The sequence below is a fragment of the Bacteroides sp. D20 genome (assembly GCF_003436255.1).
Classification (GTDB): Bacteria; Bacteroidota; Bacteroidia; order Bacteroidales; family Bacteroidaceae; genus Bacteroides; species Bacteroides uniformis.
This window is the reverse complement of sequence record NZ_QSOO01000016.1, coordinates 46,713-67,950: the sequence shown is the minus strand read 5'-3', so window position 1 is coordinate 67,950 and position 21,238 is coordinate 46,713. Positions and strand designations below refer to the sequence as shown.

17 protein-coding genes are annotated in these 21,238 nt (G+C 48.6%); 12 read left to right on the top strand and 5 right to left on the bottom strand.

From position 1 onward, the window contains the following. Window positions 1-2: 2 nt before the first annotated feature. From DXD78_RS15875 to rodA, 7 genes are all read left to right on the top strand, one after another. A complete protein-coding gene (locus DXD78_RS15875) occupies window positions 3-2,039 on the top strand; it encodes a M13 family metallopeptidase (RefSeq protein ID WP_009037259.1) in 2,037 nt (678 codons plus the stop codon). Window positions 2,040-2,199: 160 nt separating this feature from the next. Beyond that, window positions 2,200-3,723 (top strand): bifunctional phosphoribosylaminoimidazolecarboxamide formyltransferase/IMP cyclohydrolase, encoded by a 1,524-nt coding sequence (gene purH / locus DXD78_RS15870; protein ID WP_009037258.1) that lies wholly within the window; start codon window positions 2,200-2,202, stop codon window positions 3,721-3,723. 122 nt (window positions 3,724-3,845) lie between these two features. Next, window positions 3,846-4,868: a rod shape-determining protein gene (locus DXD78_RS15865; RefSeq protein ID WP_005828544.1), complete on the top strand. Its 1,023-nt coding sequence runs from the start codon at window positions 3,846-3,848 to the stop codon at window positions 4,866-4,868. Continuing rightward, entirely contained in the window at window positions 4,868-5,713 is an 846-nt protein-coding gene (gene mreC / locus DXD78_RS15860) for a rod shape-determining protein MreC (RefSeq protein ID WP_005828542.1), read from the top strand. Before DXD78_RS15865 ends, mreC begins: the two co-directional genes overlap by 1 nt. A 106-nt stretch (window positions 5,714-5,819) precedes the next feature. Beyond that, entirely contained in the window at window positions 5,820-6,323 is a 504-nt protein-coding gene (gene mreD / locus DXD78_RS15855; RefSeq protein WP_005828540.1) for a rod shape-determining protein MreD, read from the top strand. A gap of 19 nt (window positions 6,324-6,342) precedes the next feature. Then, window positions 6,343-8,211 (top strand): penicillin-binding protein 2, encoded by a 1,869-nt coding sequence (gene mrdA / locus DXD78_RS15850; protein WP_034525656.1) that lies wholly within the window; start codon window positions 6,343-6,345, stop codon window positions 8,209-8,211. A 91-nt stretch (window positions 8,212-8,302) separates the two neighbouring features. After that, window positions 8,303-9,760 (top strand): rod shape-determining protein RodA, encoded by a 1,458-nt coding sequence (rodA, locus tag DXD78_RS15845; protein WP_009037257.1) that lies wholly within the window; start codon window positions 8,303-8,305, stop codon window positions 9,758-9,760. Window positions 9,761-10,077: 317 nt separating this feature from the next. On the opposite strand, the gene DXD78_RS15840 is transcribed toward rodA, so the two are convergent. From DXD78_RS15840 to DXD78_RS15820, 5 genes are all read right to left on the bottom strand, one after another. Further along, a complete protein-coding gene (locus DXD78_RS15840; protein WP_009037256.1) occupies window positions 10,078-10,563 on the bottom strand; it encodes a gliding motility lipoprotein GldH in 486 nt (161 codons plus the stop codon). Further along, window positions 10,541-11,917, bottom strand: a complete 1,377-nt coding sequence (gene ricT / locus DXD78_RS15835; RefSeq protein WP_009037255.1) for a regulatory iron-sulfur-containing complex subunit RicT — start codon at window positions 11,915-11,917, stop codon at window positions 10,541-10,543. Before ricT ends, DXD78_RS15840 begins: the two co-directional genes overlap by 23 nt. A gap of 65 nt (window positions 11,918-11,982) precedes the next feature. Beyond that, window positions 11,983-13,110 carry a DNA polymerase III subunit delta' gene (gene holB / locus DXD78_RS15830; RefSeq protein WP_009037254.1) on the bottom strand — a complete coding sequence of 376 codons (1,128 nt, stop codon included), beginning with the start codon at window positions 13,108-13,110 and terminating at the stop codon, window positions 11,983-11,985. A gap of 72 nt (window positions 13,111-13,182) precedes the next feature. Next, window positions 13,183-14,136, bottom strand: coding sequence for a methylenetetrahydrofolate reductase [NAD(P)H] (gene metF, locus DXD78_RS15825; RefSeq protein WP_016274213.1), 954 nt, complete (start codon window positions 14,134-14,136; stop codon window positions 13,183-13,185). 91 nt (window positions 14,137-14,227) lie between these two features. After that, window positions 14,228-16,135 (bottom strand): fimbrillin family protein, encoded by a 1,908-nt coding sequence (locus DXD78_RS15820; protein ID WP_009037252.1) that lies wholly within the window; start codon window positions 16,133-16,135, stop codon window positions 14,228-14,230. Window positions 16,136-16,474: 339 nt separating this feature from the next. Here DXD78_RS15820 and metA point away from each other — a divergent pair, with 339 nt between their 5' ends. From metA to DXD78_RS21380, 5 genes are all read left to right on the top strand, one after another. After that, entirely contained in the window at window positions 16,475-17,392 is a 918-nt protein-coding gene (gene metA / locus DXD78_RS15815) for a homoserine O-succinyltransferase (protein WP_005828529.1), read from the top strand. A gap of 18 nt (window positions 17,393-17,410) precedes the next feature. Next, window positions 17,411-19,276, top strand: coding sequence for a U32 family peptidase (locus DXD78_RS15810; protein ID WP_009037251.1), 1,866 nt, complete (start codon window positions 17,411-17,413; stop codon window positions 19,274-19,276). 41 nt (window positions 19,277-19,317) lie between these two features. Further along, on the top strand, window positions 19,318-20,373 hold the full coding sequence (locus DXD78_RS15805; protein WP_005828525.1) for a hypothetical protein: 1,056 nt from the start codon (window positions 19,318-19,320) through the stop codon (window positions 20,371-20,373). Window positions 20,374-20,449: 76 nt separating this feature from the next. Next, window positions 20,450-20,737, top strand: a complete 288-nt coding sequence (locus DXD78_RS15800; protein ID WP_005828523.1) for a hypothetical protein — start codon at window positions 20,450-20,452, stop codon at window positions 20,735-20,737. After that, on the top strand, window positions 20,734-20,994 hold the full coding sequence (locus tag DXD78_RS21380; RefSeq protein ID WP_009037249.1) for a PIN domain-containing protein: 261 nt from the start codon (window positions 20,734-20,736) through the stop codon (window positions 20,992-20,994). Before DXD78_RS15800 ends, DXD78_RS21380 begins: the two co-directional genes overlap by 4 nt. The last annotated feature ends 244 nt before the right edge of the window (window positions 20,995-21,238 follow it).

Sequence of the window (21,238 nt, the reverse complement as noted above, 5' to 3'; positions counted from 1 at the left end):
TTATGAAAGCAAATCATTTGTTACCCATTGCAGCATTCTGTCTGATGACGGCTTCCTGCAACACCGGCAAGCAGCAGGCTGAACTTACAGCAGGCATCCAGCTCGCCAATCTTGACACAACGGCTCTACCCGGAACTGACTTTTACCAATACGCATGTGGCGGTTGGATGAAGAACAATCCGATTCCTGCTGAATACTCACAGTACGGTTCTTTTACTATCCTTGCAGAAAACAACCGCAAGCAGATTCAAGGACTGATTGAAGAGCTTGCCGCCACCCAGCACGAAGCCGGCAGCGTGGCACAAAAAATCGGTGACTTGTACAAAATCGTGATGGACAGCGTGAAGCTGAACAAGGACGGTGTAGCCCCCATCAAGGCTGAACTCGACCAGCTGGCTGCTTTGAAGGACAAGAAGGAGCTTTATGCCTTGCTGGGCGATATGCAGAAGAAGGGTATCATCGCCTACAACGTGCTGTATGTTGGCGCTGACGAAATGAACAGTAGCATGAATGCTGTACAGACCTATCAGACCGGGCTGAGCATGGGCGAACGTGAATACTATCTGGAGAATGATGAGGCTACTGCCAAAATTCGTGATGCTTTCCGTACACATGTACAGAAGATGTATCAGTTGGCTGGTTTCGACGAGGCTACTGCCAAGAAAGGTATGGAGGTGGTGATGGATGTGGAAACACGTCTTGCCAAGGCTTTCCGCTCTCGTACGGAGTTGCGTGACCCGCATGCCAATTATAACAAGATGAGCATGGAAGAGTTGAAGAAGAATTATCCTACTTTCGATTGGGATGCTTATTTGTCTGCCATGGGCTTGAAGGATGTGAAGGAAATCATCGTAGGCCAGCCCGCTTCACTGAAAGCTGCTGCCGATATTCTGGATACGCTGCCCATTGAACAGCAGAGCCTTTATCTGCAATGGAAATTGATTGATTCTGCCGCAAGCTTGCTGAACGATGCTATGGCAGAACAGAACTTCGACTTCTACAGCCGCACCATGAGCGGTACACAAGAGATGCAGCCCCGCTGGAAGAGAGCGGTAAGCACTGTAAGCGGCGCGCTGGGCGAAGCTGTAGGTCAGATGTACGTGGAGAAATATTTCCCTGCTGCTGCCAAGGAGCGTATGGTGACTTTGGTGAAGAACTTGCAGGAAAGCCTGGGCGAACGTATCCAGAATCTTGCTTGGATGGGTGATTCCACTAAGGTGAAAGCTCTGGAGAAACTGGCTACCTTCCATGTGAAGATTGGTTATCCCGACACTTGGAAAGACTACTCCACACTGGAAATCAAAAACGACTCTTACTGGGCAAACATGGAACGTGCCAACGAGTGGAGCCATGCCGAAATGATAGCCAAGGCCGGCAAGCCGGTGGATAAGGACGAATGGCTGATGACTCCGCAGACCGTCAACGCTTACTATAACCCGACTACGAACGAAATCTGTTTCCCCGCCGGTATCCTGCAATATCCTTTCTTCGATATGAATGCGGATGATGCCTTCAACTATGGTGCCATCGGTGTGGTAATCGGTCATGAGATGACTCACGGATTCGACGACCAGGGTCGCCAGTACGACAAGGACGGTAACCTGAAAGACTGGTGGACTGCTGAAGATGCCAAGAACTTTGACGAGCGTGCTCAGGTGATGGTGAACTTCTTCGATAGCATCGAGGTTGCTCCGGGCGTATATGCCAACGGACGCATGACATTGGGTGAGAATATTGCCGACCACGGTGGTCTGCAGGTTTCTTATCAGGCATTCAAGAAAGCTACGGCTGCCAATCCGCTGCCGGTGCTGGATGGTCTTACTCCCGAACAACGTTTCTTCCTGGCATACGCAGGTGTATGGGCCAATGATATCCGTCCCGAAGAAGTGCTGAACCGCACGAAGAGTGATGTGCACTCATTGGGCGAATGGCGCGTAAACGGTGCATTGCCGCAAATCGGTGCTTGGTATGAGGCATTCAACGTGACAGAAAAAGACCCGATGTTCTTGCCGGTAGAAAAACGTGTATCTATTTGGTAAACCAACAAAATAACCCTTAAAAAAAGGCGGCAGACTGGAAACAGATGCCGCCTTTTTTAATTATACCTAATTTATTGTGTATGAATGTATGTATGAATAAACAAAATTTGTAACTTTGCGCATCAAATACTAATATACGCATACTTTAATACGCAAATCCATGTCTGAAACAAAAAGAATCAAAACAGCTCTGGTATCTGTTTACCATAAGGAAGGTTTGGACGAAATCATTACCAAACTGCATGAAGAAGGTGTAGAGTTCCTCTCAACCGGTGGAACCCGTCAGTTTATAGAATCCCTGGGTTATCCCTGCAAGGCAGTGGAAGACCTCACTACATACCCTTCCATCCTGGGCGGACGCGTGAAGACTTTGCATCCGAAGGTTTTTGGAGGTATTCTTTGCCGCCGCGGATTGGAGCAAGACATGCAACAGATTGAAAAATATGAAATCCCCGAAATAGACCTCGTCATTGTTGACCTCTATCCGTTTGAGGCTACCGTTGCCAGTGGTGCCGAAGAACCTGCCATCATCGAAAAGATTGACATAGGCGGTATCTCTCTGATTCGTGCCGCAGCCAAGAACTATAACGACGTGGTTATCATCGCTTCGCAAGCACAATATCAGCCGTTCCGCGACATGCTGATGGAACACGGAGCCACTACTACCATCGAAGAACGCCGTTGGTTTGCCAAAGAGGCTTTCGGAGTGTCTTCACACTATGATTCTGCCATCTTCAACTATTTCGATGGCGAGGAAGGTTCCGCTTTCCGTTGCTCTGCCAACAGCCAGAAGACTTTACGCTATGGCGAGAATCCGCATCAGAAAGGTTATTTCTATGGCAATATTGATGCTATGTTCGACCAGATTCACGGTAAGGAAATCTCTTATAACAACCTGCTCGACATCAATGCTGCCGTTGACTTGATTGACGAATTCAAGGATACGACTTTCGCTATCCTGAAGCATAATAATGCTTGTGGACTGGCTTCACGTCCCACTGTGCTCGAAGCATGGAACGATGCGCTTGCCGGTGACCCGGTATCCGCTTTTGGTGGTGTGCTCATCACTAATGCCGTGATTGACAAGGCTGCTGCCGAAGAAATCAATAAAATTTTCTTTGAGGTGATTATCGCTCCCGATTATGATGTGGATGCGTTGGAAATCCTCGGTCAGAAGAAGAACCGTATTATCCTGGTCCGCAAGCCGGCAGCTTTGCCTAAGAAGCAGTTCCGTTCTTTGCTGAATGGCGTATTGGTTCAGGACCGCGACCTTAAGGTGGAAACTCCAGAAGAATTGAAGACTGTAACTACGAAGGCTCCCACTGCACAGGAAATTGAGGATATGCTCTTTGCAAACAAGATTGTGAAGAACAGTAAGTCGAATGCCATTGTGCTGGCAAAAGGAAAGCAGTTGTTGGCAAGTGGTGTAGGTCAGACCAGCCGTGTGGATGCTTTGAAGCAGGCTATCGAGAAAGCCAAAAACTTCGGTTTCGACTTGAATGGCGCTGTAATGGCAAGTGACGCATTCTTCCCTTTCCCCGACTGCGTGGAAATTGCCGGCAATGAAGGCGTAACAGCCGTCATCCAGCCGGGTGGAAGCATCAAGGATGAACTCTCGTTTGAATATTGCAACGAGCATGGCATTGCCATGGTGACTACGGGATTCCGTCACTTTAAACACTAATTCGGATTTACGATTTGACGATTTACGATTTACGATTGAAGTTACATCGTAAGTCTGAATCTCAAATTGTAAACAAGAGGAATATCAATCGTAAATCGTAAATAGTTAAATCGTAAATATTAATGGGATTATTCTCCTTTACACAAGAAATAGCGATGGACCTTGGCACAGCCAATACCATCATCACCACGAATGGCAAGATTGTGGTGGATGAGCCTTCGGTGGTGGCTTTGGACCGTCGTACCGATAAGATGATTGCCGTGGGTGACAAGGCAAAGATGATGCACGAAAAGACCCACGAAAACATACGTACCATCCGTCCGTTGCGCGATGGTGTGATTGCCGACTTCTATGCCTGCGAGCAGATGATACGTGGACTTATCAAGATGGTGAACAACCGTAACCGTCTTTTCTCTCCGTCACTCCGCATGGTGATTGGTGTTCCTTCGGGCAGTACCGAAGTGGAGCTGCGTGCCGTGCGCGACTCTGCCGAGCATGCCGGCGGGCGCGACGTTTATTTGATTTTCGAGCCGATGGCTGCTGCCATCGGTATCGGTATCGATGTAGAGGCTCCCGAAGGCAACATGATTGTTGACATAGGTGGTGGTTCTACGGAAATTGCCGTAATCTCTTTGGGAGGTATCGTAAGTAACAATTCCATCCGCATTGCCGGTGACGACCTGACTGCCGATATTCAGGAATACATGAGCCGCCAGCACAACGTGAAGGTCAGCGAGCGTATGGCTGAGCGTATTAAGATTAATGTGGGTGCTGCCTTGACGGAACTCGGTGAGGATGCTCCTGAAGACTATATCGTTCATGGTCCGAACCGCATCACGGCATTGCCCATGGAAGTGCCGGTATGCTATCAGGAAGTGGCGCATTGCTTGGAGAAGTCTATCTCTAAGATTGAGACAGCCATCTTGAGCGCATTGGAAAATACGCCTCCCGAATTGTATGCCGACATCGTTCACAACGGTATCTATCTTGCCGGTGGCGGTGCATTGCTTCGTGGACTGGATAAGCGTCTGACTGATAAAATAAACATACCGTTCCACATTGCGGAAGACCCCTTGCATGCCGTTGCCAAAGGTACGGGCGTGGCATTGAAGAACGTTGACCGCTTCTCATTCTTGATGCGGTAATGCGAAATTTATTAAACTTTCTCATTAAATATAATTACTGGTTCCTCTTTCTTCTGTTAGAGGTTGCCAGTTTTATTTTATTATTTCGCTTTAATCATTACCAGCAGAGTGTGTATTTCACCTCTGCCAATGGCGTGGCGGGGAAGGTTTATGAAATATCGGGTGGCATCACTTCCTATTTCCACTTGAAGACGGCCAACGAAGACCTGCTCGACCGCAACATGTGGCTGGAGCAGCGGCTTTCGTTTCTGGAAAATGTCCTGAAGGAGAAAGGATTGGACTCCGCCAGGTTGTACAGCATGGAACGGCTTGCTCCTACGGAGTATCAGATATTCAAGGCGAATGTCATAAAGAACAGCTTGAACAAGGCTGACAATTATATCACTTTAGACCGTGGAACAACAGAAGGTATCCGTCCTGAGATGGGAGTTGTAGATGCCAATGGCGTGGTGGGTATTGTGTATAAGACCTCTCCCCATTACTCGTTGGTCATTCCGTTGCTGAACAGCAAGTCGAGCATCAGCTGTAAGATTGTGGGCAGTGATTATTTCGGTTATTTGAAGTGGGAGGGAGGTAATTCCCGTTTTGCCTATCTGAAGGATTTGCCCCGGCATGCTGAATTCAATCTGGGAGATACAGTAGTGACCAGCGGCTATTCCACCGTGTTTCCAGAAGGTGTCATGGTGGGGACGGTGGATGACATGTCTGACTCGCACGACGGGCTTTCGTATCTGTTGAAGATAAAGCTGGCTACGGACTTTGGAAAGGTGAGCAATGTGCGCGTCATTTCCCGCAACGGGCAGGATGAACAAAAGGCATTGGAGTCGAGGGCAGACGAGAAGTGACTAAGAAATTAGGGATTAGGGGTTAAGGATTAGGGATTAATCATCTTTATATCTTATAACTTATACACTCAATAACTTGTAACTCGTAACTTATAACTCATTAGCGTTGTTAATTAATTATCTGCATAAAATAGGATGGTTCATAGGCTTGGTACTGTTGCAGGTGCTGATATTGAACAATGTGCATATTGCAGGATATGCCACTCCATTTCTGTATATCTACTTGATACTGAAGTTTGAGTCGGACACTCCCCGCAATGCGTTGATGTTGTGGGCATTCTTTTTAGGGCTGGCTGTCGACGTCTTTTCCGACACACCGGGGATGAACGCTGCCGCTACGGTGTTGCTAGCTTTCTTGCGCCCCACTTTCCTGCGGCTGTTCGTGCCTCGTGACACGCTGGATACACTGGTTCCGGCCATCCGTACAATGGGGATTCTTCCTTTCCTGAAATATCTGGTTGTGAGTGTGCTGATACATCACGGCTTGTTGCTTACCCTCGAATTCTTCTCTTTTGCCCATATTGGTACGCTGTTGTTGAGAATTGCGGCAAGTACCCTGCTTACTGTGACCTGCATTATGGCTGTTGAGGGAATAAGAAAGAAAGGATAAAGGGATTAAGGATTAGGAATTGATGAAAGACTATACACTGGAAAAGCGGAAATATGTAATTGGAGCGGCGGCTATTGTCATCGTTCTTATTTACGTGTTCCGGCTGTTCGACCTGCAAATCATGACTGATGACTACAAGAAAAACGCGGACAGCAACGCTTTTCTGAACAAGATACAATATCCATCACGGGGGGCTATCTACGACCGTAACGGTAAGTTGCTCGTGTTTAACCAGCCTGCCTATGATATTACGTTTGTGCCTCGGGAGGTGACGCAGCTGGATACACTCGACCTTTGCAGTGCCTTGAACATTACCCGTGAACAGTTTGACAAACGGATGAAGGACGTCAAGAACCGCTGGATGAACCCCGGTTATTCCAAATACACCCATCAGGTGTTCATGACGCAGCTTTCTGCCGAAGAGTGCGGTGTGTTTCAGGAGAAGCTGTTCAAATTTCCAGGTTTCTATATTCAGCGGCGTACTATCCGCCAATATACCTATAACTCTGCCGGCCATTTGCTGGGAGACATCGGCGAAGTGTCCAAGAAAGACATTGAGAACGATGACTATTATATTCGCGGAGACTATATAGGCAAGCAAGGCATCGAGAAATCCTATGAAAAGTATCTGCGTGGAGAGAAGGGGGTGGAGATTCTGCTTCGTGACGCTCACGGGCGCATCCAGGGACACTACATGGACGGACAGTTGGACCGTTCCTCCGTACCCGGCAAGAACCTGACGTTGGGCATCGACATTGACCTCCAGATGTTGGGCGAACGGCTGCTTCAACACAAAATCGGTGCCATTGTGGCCATCGAACCGGCTACGGGTGAGATACTATGTATGGTTTCCTCGCCTACCTTTGACCCTCATCTGATGATAGGGCGCCAGCGGGGAAAGAACCACCGTCTGCTGCAGATGGACAAGCGGAAGCCTTTGCTGAACCGTGCCATCATGGGAGCTTATCCGCCGGGCTCCACCTTCAAGACGGCGCAGGCGCTGACCTTCCTTCAGGAAGGGATTATCCACGAAGATTATCCGACTTTCCCTTGTGCGCATGGCTTCAATCATAAAGGCCTTCATGTGGGATGTCACGGACATGGTTCGCCTCTGTCGCTGATTCCTGCCATCGCTACCTCTTGTAATTCCTATTTCTGTTGGGGATTGTATCGCATGTTCGGTGATAAAAAATACGGTTCGCCGCAGAATGCCATTACCGTATGGAAAGACCACATGGTATCGCAGGGCTTCGGCTATCGGCTCGGTACCGACCTCCCCGGCGAACAGCGTGGACTGATACCGAATGCAAAGTTCTACGACAAGCCCTATCGGGGTTCGTGGAACGGTCTGACGGTGATTAGTATCTCCATCGGGCAGGGAGAGATTCTTGCCACCCCGTTGCAGATAGCCAATCTGGGTGCCACCATTGCCAACCGGGGGCATTTCATTACTCCGCACATCGTGAAGGAGATAGAAGACAATGAACTGGACAGCATCTATCGCAATCCCCGTTATCCCACCATCGACCGCGAATATTATGAAATGGTGGTGAAAGGCATGCGTGCCGCTGTAGACGGAAGTACGGGTAGCGCCACTTGCCGCATGGCGGGAGCCATCCTGCCGGGTGTGGAGGTCTGCGGAAAGACGGGCACGGCACAGAACCGCGGCAAGGACCATTCTGTCTTTATGGGCTTTGCCCCGATGGACAACCCTAAGATAGCCATTGCCGTCTATGTGGAGAACGGTGGTTTCGGTGCCACGTATGGCGTACCTATCGGTGCCATGATGATGGACCAGTATCTGCATGGAAAGCTGTCGCCCGAGAATGAGATACGGGCGGAAGAATTCAGTAACCGGGTGATACTTTACGGAGATGAGGAGAGATGATGATGAGGGGTTGGGGATTAAGGATTAGGGGTTAGGGATGAACGGTGAGTGACTTCAATAGTAAATAGTAAATCGTAAAATCGTAAATAAATTGGTGACAAGGAGAGATAGCATATGGAAATCATTGGACTGGGTGACGATTGTCGTTTACCTGCTGCTGATTGTATTCGGCTGGTTCAGTGTCTGTGGGGCGAGTTATGATTATGGTGACCGTGACTTTCTGGACTTCTCTACGCGTGCCGGCAAGCAGTTTGTCTGGATTATATGTTCCTTCGGGCTGGGGTTTGTGCTGCTGATGCTGGATGATTCCCTCTATGACATGTTCTCCTACCTTATATATATAGGGCTGATGCTGTTGCTGATTGTCACGATATTCATTGCGCCCGACACGAAAGGGTCGCGGTCGTGGCTCATCCTGGGGCCGGTCAGTTTGCAGCCGGCGGAGTTTGCCAAGTTTGCCACGGCGCTGGCGCTTGCCAAGTATATGAGCGCCTACTCGTTTACGATGAAGAATTGGAAAAGCTCCCTTATGTTGGCTTTCCTGATTCTCTTCCCCATGTTGCTGATTATCCTACAGCGGGAGACGGGTTCGGCATTGGTGTACTCTGCATTTTTCCTGATGCTTTATCGGGAGGGAATGCCGGGCGTGGTACTGTTCTCGGGTATATGTGCAGTGGCCTACTTTGTGGTGGGCATCCGTTTTGATGCGGTGATGATTGCCGATACACCGACGCCTATCGGAGAATTTGCCGTACTGCTGATGGTACTGCTCTTTGCCGGAGGTATGGTGTGGGTTTATAAAAAGCGCTGGGAACCCACACGGAATATTATCGGCGGTTCGCTGGGAGTGCTGCTCGTGGCTTATCTGATTTCGGAATACGTGGTACCCTTCAACTTGGTGTGGGTGCAGTGGGGGCTTTGTGCACTTGTTGTCGGGTATCTTGTCTTTCTTTCTTTAAGCGAGCGCCATTTATCTTATTTTCTGATTGGGCTGTTTGCTTTGGGTTCGATAGGTTTCCTCTACTCCAGCGACTACTTCTTCAATAAAGTGCTGGAGCCCCATCAACAGATACGTATCAAGGTGGTGCTTGGTATGGAAGAGGACCTTGCTGGTGCCGGCTATAACGTGAACCAGTCGAAGATAGCCATCGGCTCCGGGGGGCTGACCGGCAAAGGTTTCTTGAATGGTACGCAGACAAAGCTGAAGTATGTGCCGGAGCAAGATACGGACTTCATTTTTTGCACCGTGGGTGAGGAGGAAGGATTCGTAGGGTCTACGGCTGTACTGTTACTGTTCCTTATTCTTATTTTACGGCTGATTGTCGTGGCCGAGCGGCAGCAATCTCCCTTTGGCCGGGTGTATGGTTATTCTGTGCTTAGTATATTCTTGTTCCATCTATTCATCAATATAGGCATGGTGCTGGGGCTGACCCCCGTCATCGGTATCCCGTTGCCTTTCTTCAGTTACGGAGGTTCTTCTCTCTGGGGATTCACAATCCTGCTGTTTATCTTTCTGCGGATTGATGCGGGACGTAATCGTCGAATTTAGTTATGACCGTTTCCTTGTGGGACATACGAATGGACTTGATTATCATTACATTGCATTTACACATTGTTTACATCGTAATGTAACGGCCGTTACACCGCATTGTAACGTCCTTTACGCTGTATCGTAACGACTTTTACGCTATATTGTAACGCCCTTTACATGCTGGTGTAACGGTCGTTACATCCTGGCGTAAAAGACGTTACGCTATGAGGTAAGAGGGCAAGTTATGATACCCCGCCCGTTTCCGCTTCAAGGAGACGTGAGTGGGAGACTGAGGTGGTTGTTAGAAGAAGGTAATAAAGAACAATAGGGAGTTCCTATCTCTTCAGTTTGATGCCGATGTCATTGATTCCTTGCAGCCTTTCGTCCGGTAGCGTATAGGCCACTTTAAAGAGGTAGGTGCCGGGTTTGCCGATTCGAACGCTTCCTGCGGAGACGGCAGTCTGATAGAGACCTCCCCAGCCGTCACCTTTCCAGATTCCTTCTTTGTCCGCGAGGATTAGCTGTATGGTGTCCGTGGGTGACGGAATGGAATCTGCGGTGGTGTAGCAGATGGATAGAGGTAGATTCTGATAGGGGTAGTTGCTTCGGTTACGAACTTCCAAAGACAGTTTGTAGTAGGTCAGTGAGTCGGTGACCTTCACGTCGAAAGAGAGCGTGTCTTCGCGCAGCCAGCCTTCGGTGGGAAGGGATTGGAAGGAATGGTATACAGTCTGTTTGTCGCAAGCGCTCAGCAGGCTTGCGACAAACAGTAGTATGATACCTTTCAGGCAGAGATTCCTATTCTTGAGCCGGTTTGTCATTTTGGGCAGGTCTTTCACCTTGAGGTTTGGGCTTATTGTTACGGGGCGGACGACGGTTGTTATTGTTCCGTTGTTGACGTTCGCCTTGTTGCTGTTCACCTTGTTTGGGTGCTTGCCGGTCTTGTTTCTGTCTCGGTTGCCGGTCTTGCCTGGATTGTTCTCTCTGGTTGTTGGATTGCGGAGCACCCTGCTGCTCACCTCCTTGCGGACGACCGTTTCCACTCTTTTTCTTTCTCTTGTTACGGCTGTTGTTGCTGTTCTCGCCACCGTTGCCGTCACTGCCACTCTTGCCTTTCCGGTTGCGGTCAAAGCGAGTGAGACTCTCTTGTTCCAGCAAGTCCACCGGCTTTTTGGGTTCGGAACGATGGGTTTCTTCTATCAGGCTGTCGGGCTTGATGCCACGTCTGTTCAAACCGATAATCTCGAAGGCGCGTCTGCCGCTGATGGTCACCAGGTTGGCGGGGATGTTCTTGTCGCTTGAGTAGGTTATCTGGTTGCTCAGAATGTCGGCTTTGAAGAAGAAGAACTCACCGTCTTTGGTCTCTAAGGTAATCTCGCGTGAGGGCAGGCGTTTCTGTGCTTCCACGTAGCAGTCTACTTCGTAGTTGAGGCAGCACTTCAGTTTGGCGCATTGTCCGGCAAGCTTCTGCGGATTCAGTGAAATGTCCTGGAAGCGCGCCGCGCTGGTGGATACCGATACGAAGGAGGTCATCCAGGTGGCGCAGCACAGCTCGCGTCCGCAGGGACCGATACCGCCGATGCGTCCGGCTTCCTGGCGGGCACCAATCTGTTTCATCTCGATACGCACGCGGAAAGCGTCGGCAAGTACCTTGATGAGCTGGCGGAAGTCCACCCGTTCGTCGGCTATGTAGTAGAAGATGGCCTTGTTGCCGTCTCCCTGATATTCCACGTCTCCAATCTTCATGTTGAGGTTGAGGTCCAGGGCTATCTGACGCGAGCGTATCATGGTGGAGTGTTCACGGGCTTTTGCCTCGTTGTACTTCTCCATATCCACAGGCTTCGCCTTGCGGTAGATGCGTTTGATGTCTGCCTCAGACTTGATATTGGCTTTCTTCATTTGCAGCGGCACGAGACGTCCGGTCAGGGTCACCACACCGATATCATGTCCGGGGGTGGCTTCTACGGCTACGATGTCGCCTTTCTCCAGAGGTATCTTGTTGCTGTTGCGGAAATATCCCTTGCGGGTATTCTTGAACTGAACCTCTACCAGCTCGCTCTCATCGGCATTGCCCGGAATGTCTGCCAGCCAGTCGTAGGTGTTCAGTTGCTTGTCCTGCCTGCCGCAACTCTTGCAGCAGAGACCTCCGCTTCCGTTATGTAGTTTAAATTCCATCATCTATTTATTTACTATTTACTATTTACGATTTGATACTTTGCATTTCATTATTTTGCCACTTTTCATTGTTTCAATAAAACAATCATTTTGAGAGAGAAGTCGAAAAACACCATGCGGGCGTTTACGTTCTGCTCGATGTGGCGTTGCGCTTCACTTAGTTCGTCCATGATACCCATGACGTTCCGTTCGTTGACAAAGGGGGCGAAACGGGTGGCGAAGTTCTGTTCGGGCAGCGTCATGTAGTTCATCTCCTTGCGGTGCAGGTTGTAGATGAAGTTCTCGCGGGTCATGCGCTGGCAGTAGTCCAGGAAGTTCTTCTGCCGTTCGCGTCCCATGGCAGCAAGCTGCTCGCTCCATTGTTTCATTTCCCGTATCTTGCGCTGGTAGGAGAGTCGCATCAGGCTGACAAAGAGGTTGAAGAACAGTTCGTTCTCTTCGTTCAGATGGATGGTCTCCAATGCTTTGATGAAGTCTCCGTTTGCCAGGTGGGCTATCGTCTCGCTGTCGCGGGGCTGCACTCCGTACTTCTGCTGCAGGGCTTCGGCTATGTCGGCTTCTTCAATCTTGGGAATGTTGAAGCGCTGCGTGCGGCTGAGGATGGTGGGCAGTATCATTTCCGGAGCTTCGGAGATGAGGAGGAATATCGTTTTCTCGGGTGGCTCTTCCAGCAGTTTCAGCAGCTTGTTGGCGCATACTTCATGCAGCTTTTCGGGTAGCCATACGATGGTGACTTTGTAACCTCCTTCACTGGATTTCAGACTCAGCTTGCGGGTTATCTCGTCGCTTTCCTTGGCATAGATGATGGCTTGTCCGTTTTCGGCATCCATCTCGTTCAGCCAATGGTTCAGTCCGAAGTAGGGGCTGTTCTGCAGCAGGTGCCGCCAGTTGGCGATATAGTCGTCGCAGACTTCCTTTTTCCCTTTGGCACTCTTGACGATAGGGTATACGAAGTGTACGTCCGGGTGCACCAGCTTGTTCCATTTCACGCAGGAGGGACAAGTACCGCAGGCATCGGTTTCCGTCCGGTTGGGACAGCAGATGTAGCGGGCATAGGCAAGTGCCAATGGGAGTTTTCCTACTCCGGCAGGGCCACAGAAAAGTTGTGCGTGGGGAATACGTCCTTCCTGCACTTCTTGTATCAGCCTTTGTTTGGCTGCCTCTTGGCCTATTATGTCCTTGAAACTGAACACGGGTTAATTAGTTATAAGTTATTACTTGTGACACTGCCAGTTGTCAATTGTCAACTGTTGATTGTCCATTGTTTAGTAGATTTGTTTGGCTACTTCCTTGATGCTGTCTGTAGCTCCTACCGAGTAGAAGTGGAGGCTTGGGACGCCATGGGCTATCAGCTCTTTGCACTGCTGCACGCACCATTCGATACCCACTTGCTGAGCTTCCGCATCGGTGTTGCACTTCAGAACCTCTTGGGTCAGTTCCTCGGGCAAATCTACTTTGAACGTCTTGGGTATCATGCTGAGTTGTGACAACTTCTTGAAGGGCTTGATGCCCGGGATAATCGGGATGGTGACACCGGCTTGACGGGCACGTTCCACGAAGTCGAAATATTTCCGGTTGTCGTAGAAGAGCTGGGTCACGGCATACTCTGCACCCATTTCCATTTTCTTCTTTAGCCAGTAGATGTCTGTATCCATGTTGGGGGCTTCTTCATGCTTTTCCGGATAGCACGCCACACCGTATGAAAACGGGGTATTGGTAACTTTCATCTCGGAGCCGTCCACAAAAATACCTTTATTGAAGTTGTTGATTTGCTCTTGTAGTTCGACGGCGTGGTGGTAACCGTTGCCCACGGGGATAAAAGAGGATTCGTGCTTTGCCTTGTCGCCACGAAGCACCAGCAGGTCGGTGATGCCGAGGAATTGCAGGTCGAGCAGCACGTACTCCGTCTCCTCGCGGGTGAAGCCGCTGCAAAGGATGTGCGGCACCATGGTGATGTTGTACTTGTTCTGGATGGCAGCAGCTACGGCTACGGTGCCGGGGCGGCGGCGCAGGCGGTTTCGCTGGAACAATCCGTTGCCGAGGTCTTTGTACACGTACTCGCTGCGGTGCGTGGTGATGTTGATGTATTTGGGGTCGAATTCCCGTAACGTATCTATGGTTTGATACAGCTTTTCGATGCCCGTACCTTTCAGTGGTGGCAATATTTCAAAGGAAAAAGCTGTTTTTTCGTTACTGTTTATCAGGTCGATTACTCTCATTTCTCTTTCGTTATCTTTGTCCGATTGGCAAAAATCTTGCACATTGGGAACAAAAATACAAAAAAGAAATGAGAAATGCCGAAATTGCCGGCTATTCTTTTATACAGCGGATGGAAAGAGCTTTATAGTAGGGCTTACCGGTGACATGGGCAGCGCTTGATACAAACTCGTCGCTTTCGCCGAGAAAATAAATGGTGCTTTCCGAAAGGGTATGCTTTGTATGATCCCAACTCCAAAAGGCGGTCATTTTATTGGGGCTGTTGTGTCCTTTGTTGTACCACATTCCTACCGGGAAAGCATTGAACCGGGTATGGTTGTTGACGGGGGCAACTTCACCGGATACCATTGCCTGCCATTCTCCTGCTTTTAGTATGGAGGCATCGTTGCCGGTGTAGTTTTTCAGCTGTTCCCAGTCTGCATCCGATGGAATTTTCCAGCCCTCGGGAGCCAGCTCTCCTGCCAGTATGGATTCTCCATTGTAAAAATAAATGTCATATTTGTCCGGCTTGTAATATCCGGCTTTGTCTGTTCCCAAGTCACTCTGTTTTTTCAAGGGAGCTCCGTCACGGTAGGTGGTGGCATGGAGCTCTTTACCCATCCAGTATTGGGCTCCAATCTTGACAATGGGGTATTCGGTAGACACTCCTTTTCTGATGTCTCGAAGGGTGTAGCATGCCACATTCACTTTGATGGCGTTTTCCGGTTTATCCAGAAGTAGCTTATGGTTATTGTCTATATAGAGCTTGTCTATGCCGGTATATTCCCCTTTAGTGTAGGTAAATCCATAGTCGTCTGTATTCCAGCTTATTCTTCCTCCGCAGATGGTGTCTTTACGGTCTGCAAGCTGTAGGATGACTCCATTGCTCAGGTCGGTCTTTTCATTTTCGCCTATGGGATAGGCTATAACGGCTCTGGAAGTCAATGACGCTGATTTGAGATATTCCTTGCAGACTTCTGCAATGGGTATCCCTTCGTGATAAATTCTGTACACATTTGAAAGAGAAAAGGAGAGAGCGGAGATATGTATGGCAGTGTAATCTTCCATATTGTCGGTGTCGATGGGAGGGAGGCTGCTCCATTCCTTGATTTTTCCGGCAAAACTGCTCAGTACGTTGCTGTTGCTCTGCATGGCTGATATGTTAATGATACATTGCGTGCTGCTACTCATTTCCACTTCGGGTATTGCACAACTGTATATACGTCCGCTCCACTCCATAATGAAGGATTGCTTGCCATCATTTATCGTTTGGGGTATGATGATGAATTCCTTGCCGGTAAGTTTGTTGTCTTTGACGCTCCATTCGCCGGAGGCTATGATGTCTTGTGTCCCCGTAAGATTACTGAAAGTCCCGTCTTCCAGATTATAATCGGCCGAGGTCTTGAGCCCGGTTGCGATGATACGCGGATTGGCTTTCAGCAAATCATTGGTGGAGTTGCTTGCGTCGGGTGTCAGAGAGATTGCCAGTTTGGACAGCTTGTGTTGGAACTCCAGGGTTACAGATTTGGTTTTACTGGTGATTCCCTGCGCTTTAGCTACCAAGAAGTCACTTTGTGCGCGGTTTTTCTCATTGCTCTGGTCTATCTGCACAGATACGGGAAGAACGGGTGTACCGGCAGCTACCCCTTCGGTTTGGTAAGGGTGGTAACTGATAAAGTCCAGTGACACATCTCCTTCCGGATAGAATACTGTCTTTTTGGGAACCAGTGTGGAGCCTTCCGTATATTCCAGGGCCAGATTGTCAATATACCGTTTTCCCTTGATGGAGCCGGAGGAAGTGGTTGCAAACAAGCCCATTCTGTCTCCTTTTTCAAAGGCGGTGTTTGTGACCTTGGTACTGGCCTTTTCCATTTTGATAGAGAACGTGATAGGTGTCGTCCCTTCCTCGATTTCCGCTTCTGATTCTTCGTCAATCCGGTTCACACAAGCTGTATTCCCTAAGGACATGCAGCAGAATAAAGAGGCAGCCAAGACTCCTCTTGCAAGAATAAGTTTCTTCATTATATTATTATTGTGGGGCAACGGTTTTTCCGCTTTCCCAATTATACTCAATGAACCTTGTCTTAAAAATGTGGATTTAGCAGAGCTATAACCGGTATGGAAAAGTCTTTTACGCTTTTGGATGCTAATTATCAGTATCACGCTTGATGCCGCAGTGCTTTTTAATCTTATTTTTAATAACTTTTAATAGGTTTCGGGTACAAATGTAATTAAACGTGTTAAATGAAGAGGGATAAATCGATAAAACTTTTATAATTTATTTATCACACTCTGATTTTTTGCCTAACTTTACACGCTAAAATCGTAGACAGTAATAAGTTAAACCATAGATATAAACTCATGCCTTTAAATTTACCCGATAAACTACCCGCTATCGAGTTGCTGAAAGAGGAGAATATATTTGTCATTGACAATTCCCGGGCAACCCAGCAGGATATCCGTCCGCTGCGTATCGTGATTCTGAACTTGATGCCGCTAAAGATTACAACGGAAACGGACCTGGTGCGTCTGCTTTCCAATACTCCGCTTCAGGTGGAAATCTCGTTCATGAAGATAAAAAGCCATACTTCCAAGAACACTCCGATAGAACACATGAAAACATTCTATACGGATTTCGACAAGATGCGCGGTGAAAAGTACGATGGCATGATTATCACCGGTGCTCCAGTAGAGCAGATGGATTTTGAGGAGGTGACTTATTGGGATGAGATTACTGAAATCTTCGACTGGGCGCGTACGCATGTCACCTCTACGCTCTACATCTGCTGGGCGGCGCAGGCAGGGCTCTATCATCATTATGGAGTGCCGAAGTATGCACTGGATAAGAAGATGTTCGGTATCTTTGAACATCGTACCTTGCAACCGTTGCATCCCATTTTCCGTGGATTTGATGATATGTTCTATGTGCCGCATAGCCGCCACACGGAAGTGCGCCGGGAAGATATACAGAAGGTTCCGGAATTGACGCTGCTTTCCGAGTCGGAGGATGCTGGTGTATATATGGCGGTGGCCCGTGGAGGGCGTGAGTTCTTCGTGACCGGCCATTCGGAATACTCCCCGCTGACATTGGATACAGAGTATCGCCGTGACTTGAATAAGGGCCTGCCCATTGAGATACCCCGTAACTACTATGTGGACGATGACCCGGACAAAGGAGTGCTGGTGCGTTGGCGTGCCCATGCCAATCTGTTGTTCTCCAATTGGCTGAATTATTTTGTATATCAGGAGACGCCGTATAATATTAATGAAATAGGGTGAGTTACTCGTAACTAAACGATGATAAAGCAACGTAAAATAGAGCTGCTGGCTCCTGCCAAGAATTTGGAGTGTGGCATAGAAGCAGTGAATCATGGGGCAGATGCGGTATACATCGGTGCACCCAAGTTCGGTGCGCGTGCGGCTGCTGTCAACTCTTTGGAGGATATTGCCGCTTTGGTGGAGCATGCCCATCTGTATAATGCCCGTATCTATGTGACGGTCAATACCATTCTGAAAGAAGAAGAGCTGAAAGAGACGGAGAGGATGATTTGGGAGCTGTACCGCATCGGTGTGGATGCACTGATTGTACAGGATATGGGGATTACGCGGTTGAATTTGCCGCCCATTCCGTTGCATGGCAGTACGCAGATGGATAACCGTACGCCGGAGAAAGTACGTTTCCTTGCCGATGCCGGTTTCCGTCAGGTGGTGTTGGCACGCGAACTTTCTTTGCAGGAGATACGCGGTATCCATGAGGCGTGTCCCGACGTGCCGCTCGAAGTCTTTGTACACGGGGCTCTTTGCGTCAGTTATAGCGGGCAGTGCTATGTCAGCCAGGCTTGTTTCGGACGGAGTGCCAACCGGGGGGAATGTGCGCAATTCTGCCGTTTACCCTTCAGTCTGGTAGATGCCGATGGCAAGACCATTGTGCGTAATAAGCATCTGCTTTCTTTGAAGGACCTCAACCAAAGCGAGGTGTTGGAAGAACTGCTGGATGCCGGAGCCACTTCGCTGAAGATAGAAGGCCGCTTGAAGGATGTGACCTATGTGAAGAATGTGACGGCGGCTTACCGTAGGAAGCTCGATGCCATTTTTGCCCGTCGCAAGGAATATACCCGTGCTTCTTCGGGTACTTGCCATTTCGACTTCCAACCGCAGCTTGACAAGAGCTTCAGCCGTGGTTTCACGCATTACTTCCTACAAGGCAGGGGAGGGGAAATCACTTCATTCGATACGCCCAAATCTTTAGGAGAGGAGATGGGCACTTTGAAGGAACAGCGCGGTGGATATATTACGGTGGCAGGCGTGAAGCCTTTCCACAACGGAGACGGCGTCTGTTTTTTGGACGAGCAAGGACGTTTGCAGGGTTTCCGTATCAACCGGGTGGATGGTAACAAACTCTATCCGGCAGGGGAAGTGCCTCGCATCAAACCTCGTACACGGCTTTATCGCAATTTCGACCAGGAGTTTGAACGTATCCTTACCCGTAAATCCTCCGAACGCAAAATCGGTGTTTGTTGGGAGTTGGCAGATACTTCTTTCGGGTTTAGCCTGACGGCTGCGGACGAGAATGATAACCGCGTGACACTTTCTTTCCCTTATCCGAAAGAACCGGCACGCACGCCACAGGCGGATAATCTGCGCAGCCAACTGGCTAAGTTGGGGAATACCCCTTTCGAGGTAGCCGGGCATTTATCAGAAGAGGCGTCGGGTATCAGGCTCAATCTCTCTGAAAACTGGTTTCTTCCTGCTTCCGTGGTGGCAGACTGGCGTCGGCAGGTGATAGATAGGCTGATTGTGGCTCGGCGTGTTACTTATCGTCGTGAGTTGGCTGTCTGGAAACCGACAAGCCATGCTTTCCCTGCTACTTCACTGACCTATCTGGGCAATGTGATGAACAGTGCTGCCCGGAGTTTTTACCGTGAGCATGGACTTTCGTCTATAGCACCTGCCTACGAGGCACAAGCGGTTCCGGATGCTGTACTCATGTTCTGCAAACATTGCCTGCGTTTCAGTATGGGATGGTGTCCCACCTATCAGAAAGGACATTCTCCTTATAGGGAACCTTATTATTTGGTTGGGACGGACGGCAAGCGTTTCCGCTTGTCTTTTGATTGCAAGAATTGCCAGATGAAAGTCATTGCTCATGAAGAGCCGCTTTAATGAAGGACGAAGAATGAGGAATTACTAATAAAGACTTGAAAATGAGGAGTGAGGAACGGGCACATAATGAAAGGCTGGCAAATGACCGGTACCGGGAAGCGGGCAGGGACAAACATCCTTTGCGTTCACTGCGTTCCCTCCTATTCTGCATTCTTTATTTTTCATGCTTCATTGCTTTAGTTTCCTGCCATTATTCCCGTCCTAATCTTGAAGATGAACATCTGTCTAAGGAGACGCGTGATTCGCTGGCCTATCTTTTTGAGCGGCATTATACTTGGAATACCAATCTGGAAGTGCTGGCAGATTCTGTGAATTTGGCTTGTCTGCCCGTGAAGGACTGCTATAATATGCTTTATCGGGGAGACCGCGTGGTGGTTGCCGAGTTCGCCATCCATCCTGCCGACAGTGTGGATAGTGTATGGGTGAAGCTTGCCCATTCGCAGGAAGTGCAGGGTTGGTTGCGGGAGTCCGAAATGATGCATGCCTTTGTTCCTACAGACAGCATTTCGCAGGCCATCTACTTGTTCAGTGATACCCATGCCTCTTATTTTATCATTATTTTTGCCTTGTTTGTGGCAGTCTGGCTGTTCCGGGCTTTTCGGCGCAAACAGTTGAGGATGGTGTACTTTAATGATATAGACAGTCTCTATCCGTTGTTGCTATGTCTGCTGATGGCGTTCTGTGCCACTATTTACGAATCTATACAAGTGTTTGCGCCGGAGACGTGGCAACACTTCTATTTTAATCCTACCTTGTCGCCGTTCAAGGTACCGCTTGTGCTTTCTGCTTTTCTGATGGGTATCTGGCTGTTTATAGTGGTGTTGCTGGCGGTACTCGACGATTTGTTTCGCCAGTTAAGTCCGGCGGCGGCCGTATTCTATCTGTTGGGGCTGGCCTCCTGCTGCATCTTCTGTTATTTCTTCTTTATCCTGACTACATCTATCTACGTCGGATACTTGTTTTTGACCGCTTTTGTATGGGTATTCCTCAAAAGGCTTCGCATTTCGCTGCTGGCTTCACGCTATCGTTGCGGCAGATGCGGGCAGAAACTGAGGGAGAAGGGAGTCTGCCCACATTGCGGAGCTATCAATGAATAAAAAAGCTTTGTAACTTTTCCATATTCAGTAGGAAAATGTAACTTTGTAGTTGAACTTTTAAAAGGAGGAATTGATTATGAGTAGTTTGGAGTTGGAAGCCGGAAAATTGGAGTTGATTCGTGAGATAGTCAATATCAATAGCAGTACTGCATTGGAGAGCCTCAGAAAATATATGAAGGAGGTTTTGAATAAGAATAGTCATTCCATTCCGACAGCGGCAGATAGCAAATTGCTGACTAAGCGTATGCTTGCAAAGTATGCCGGTAGTTGGAAGGACAATCGTGATTCTGATGAAATCAATGATGATATATATGCATCACGCCTTTCTCGAAAAGAAGAAAACTTTAGCCCCTTTGACGAATGAAACGATATTTGCTTGATACTAATATTTGTGTTCGCTTCATGCGTCAGAAATTTGGAGTAGACGAACATATTGAAAAGGTGGGCTGGGAACATTGTTGCATTTCGGAGGTTACGGTAGCAGAGTTGTTGTTCGGTGCAGAGCGAAGTAATAATGTGGAGAGAAACTTGCAGCTTGTTACTGATTTCTGCCAAGATATCAAGGTAATACCTTTGTCCTCGGCTTTATGTTGTTATGCCCGGAGTAAGGCTGCCTTATAGTCAAGGAACTCCCATTGAGGATTTGGACTTATTTATAGGATGTACAGCGGTGGCTAACCAAATGATAATGGTTACTGAAAACAAGAAACATCTGGAAAGAATACCTAATATTGAAATTGAAAACTGGGTACATAGAGGATAACTTCTCCTCTGTCAGATAGAAACATAGAAACGGTCGTTCGGGTATGCAATGTGTAAGTACCCGAACGACCGTTTCTATTTTCCTTTACTTTCGGAGGGACAA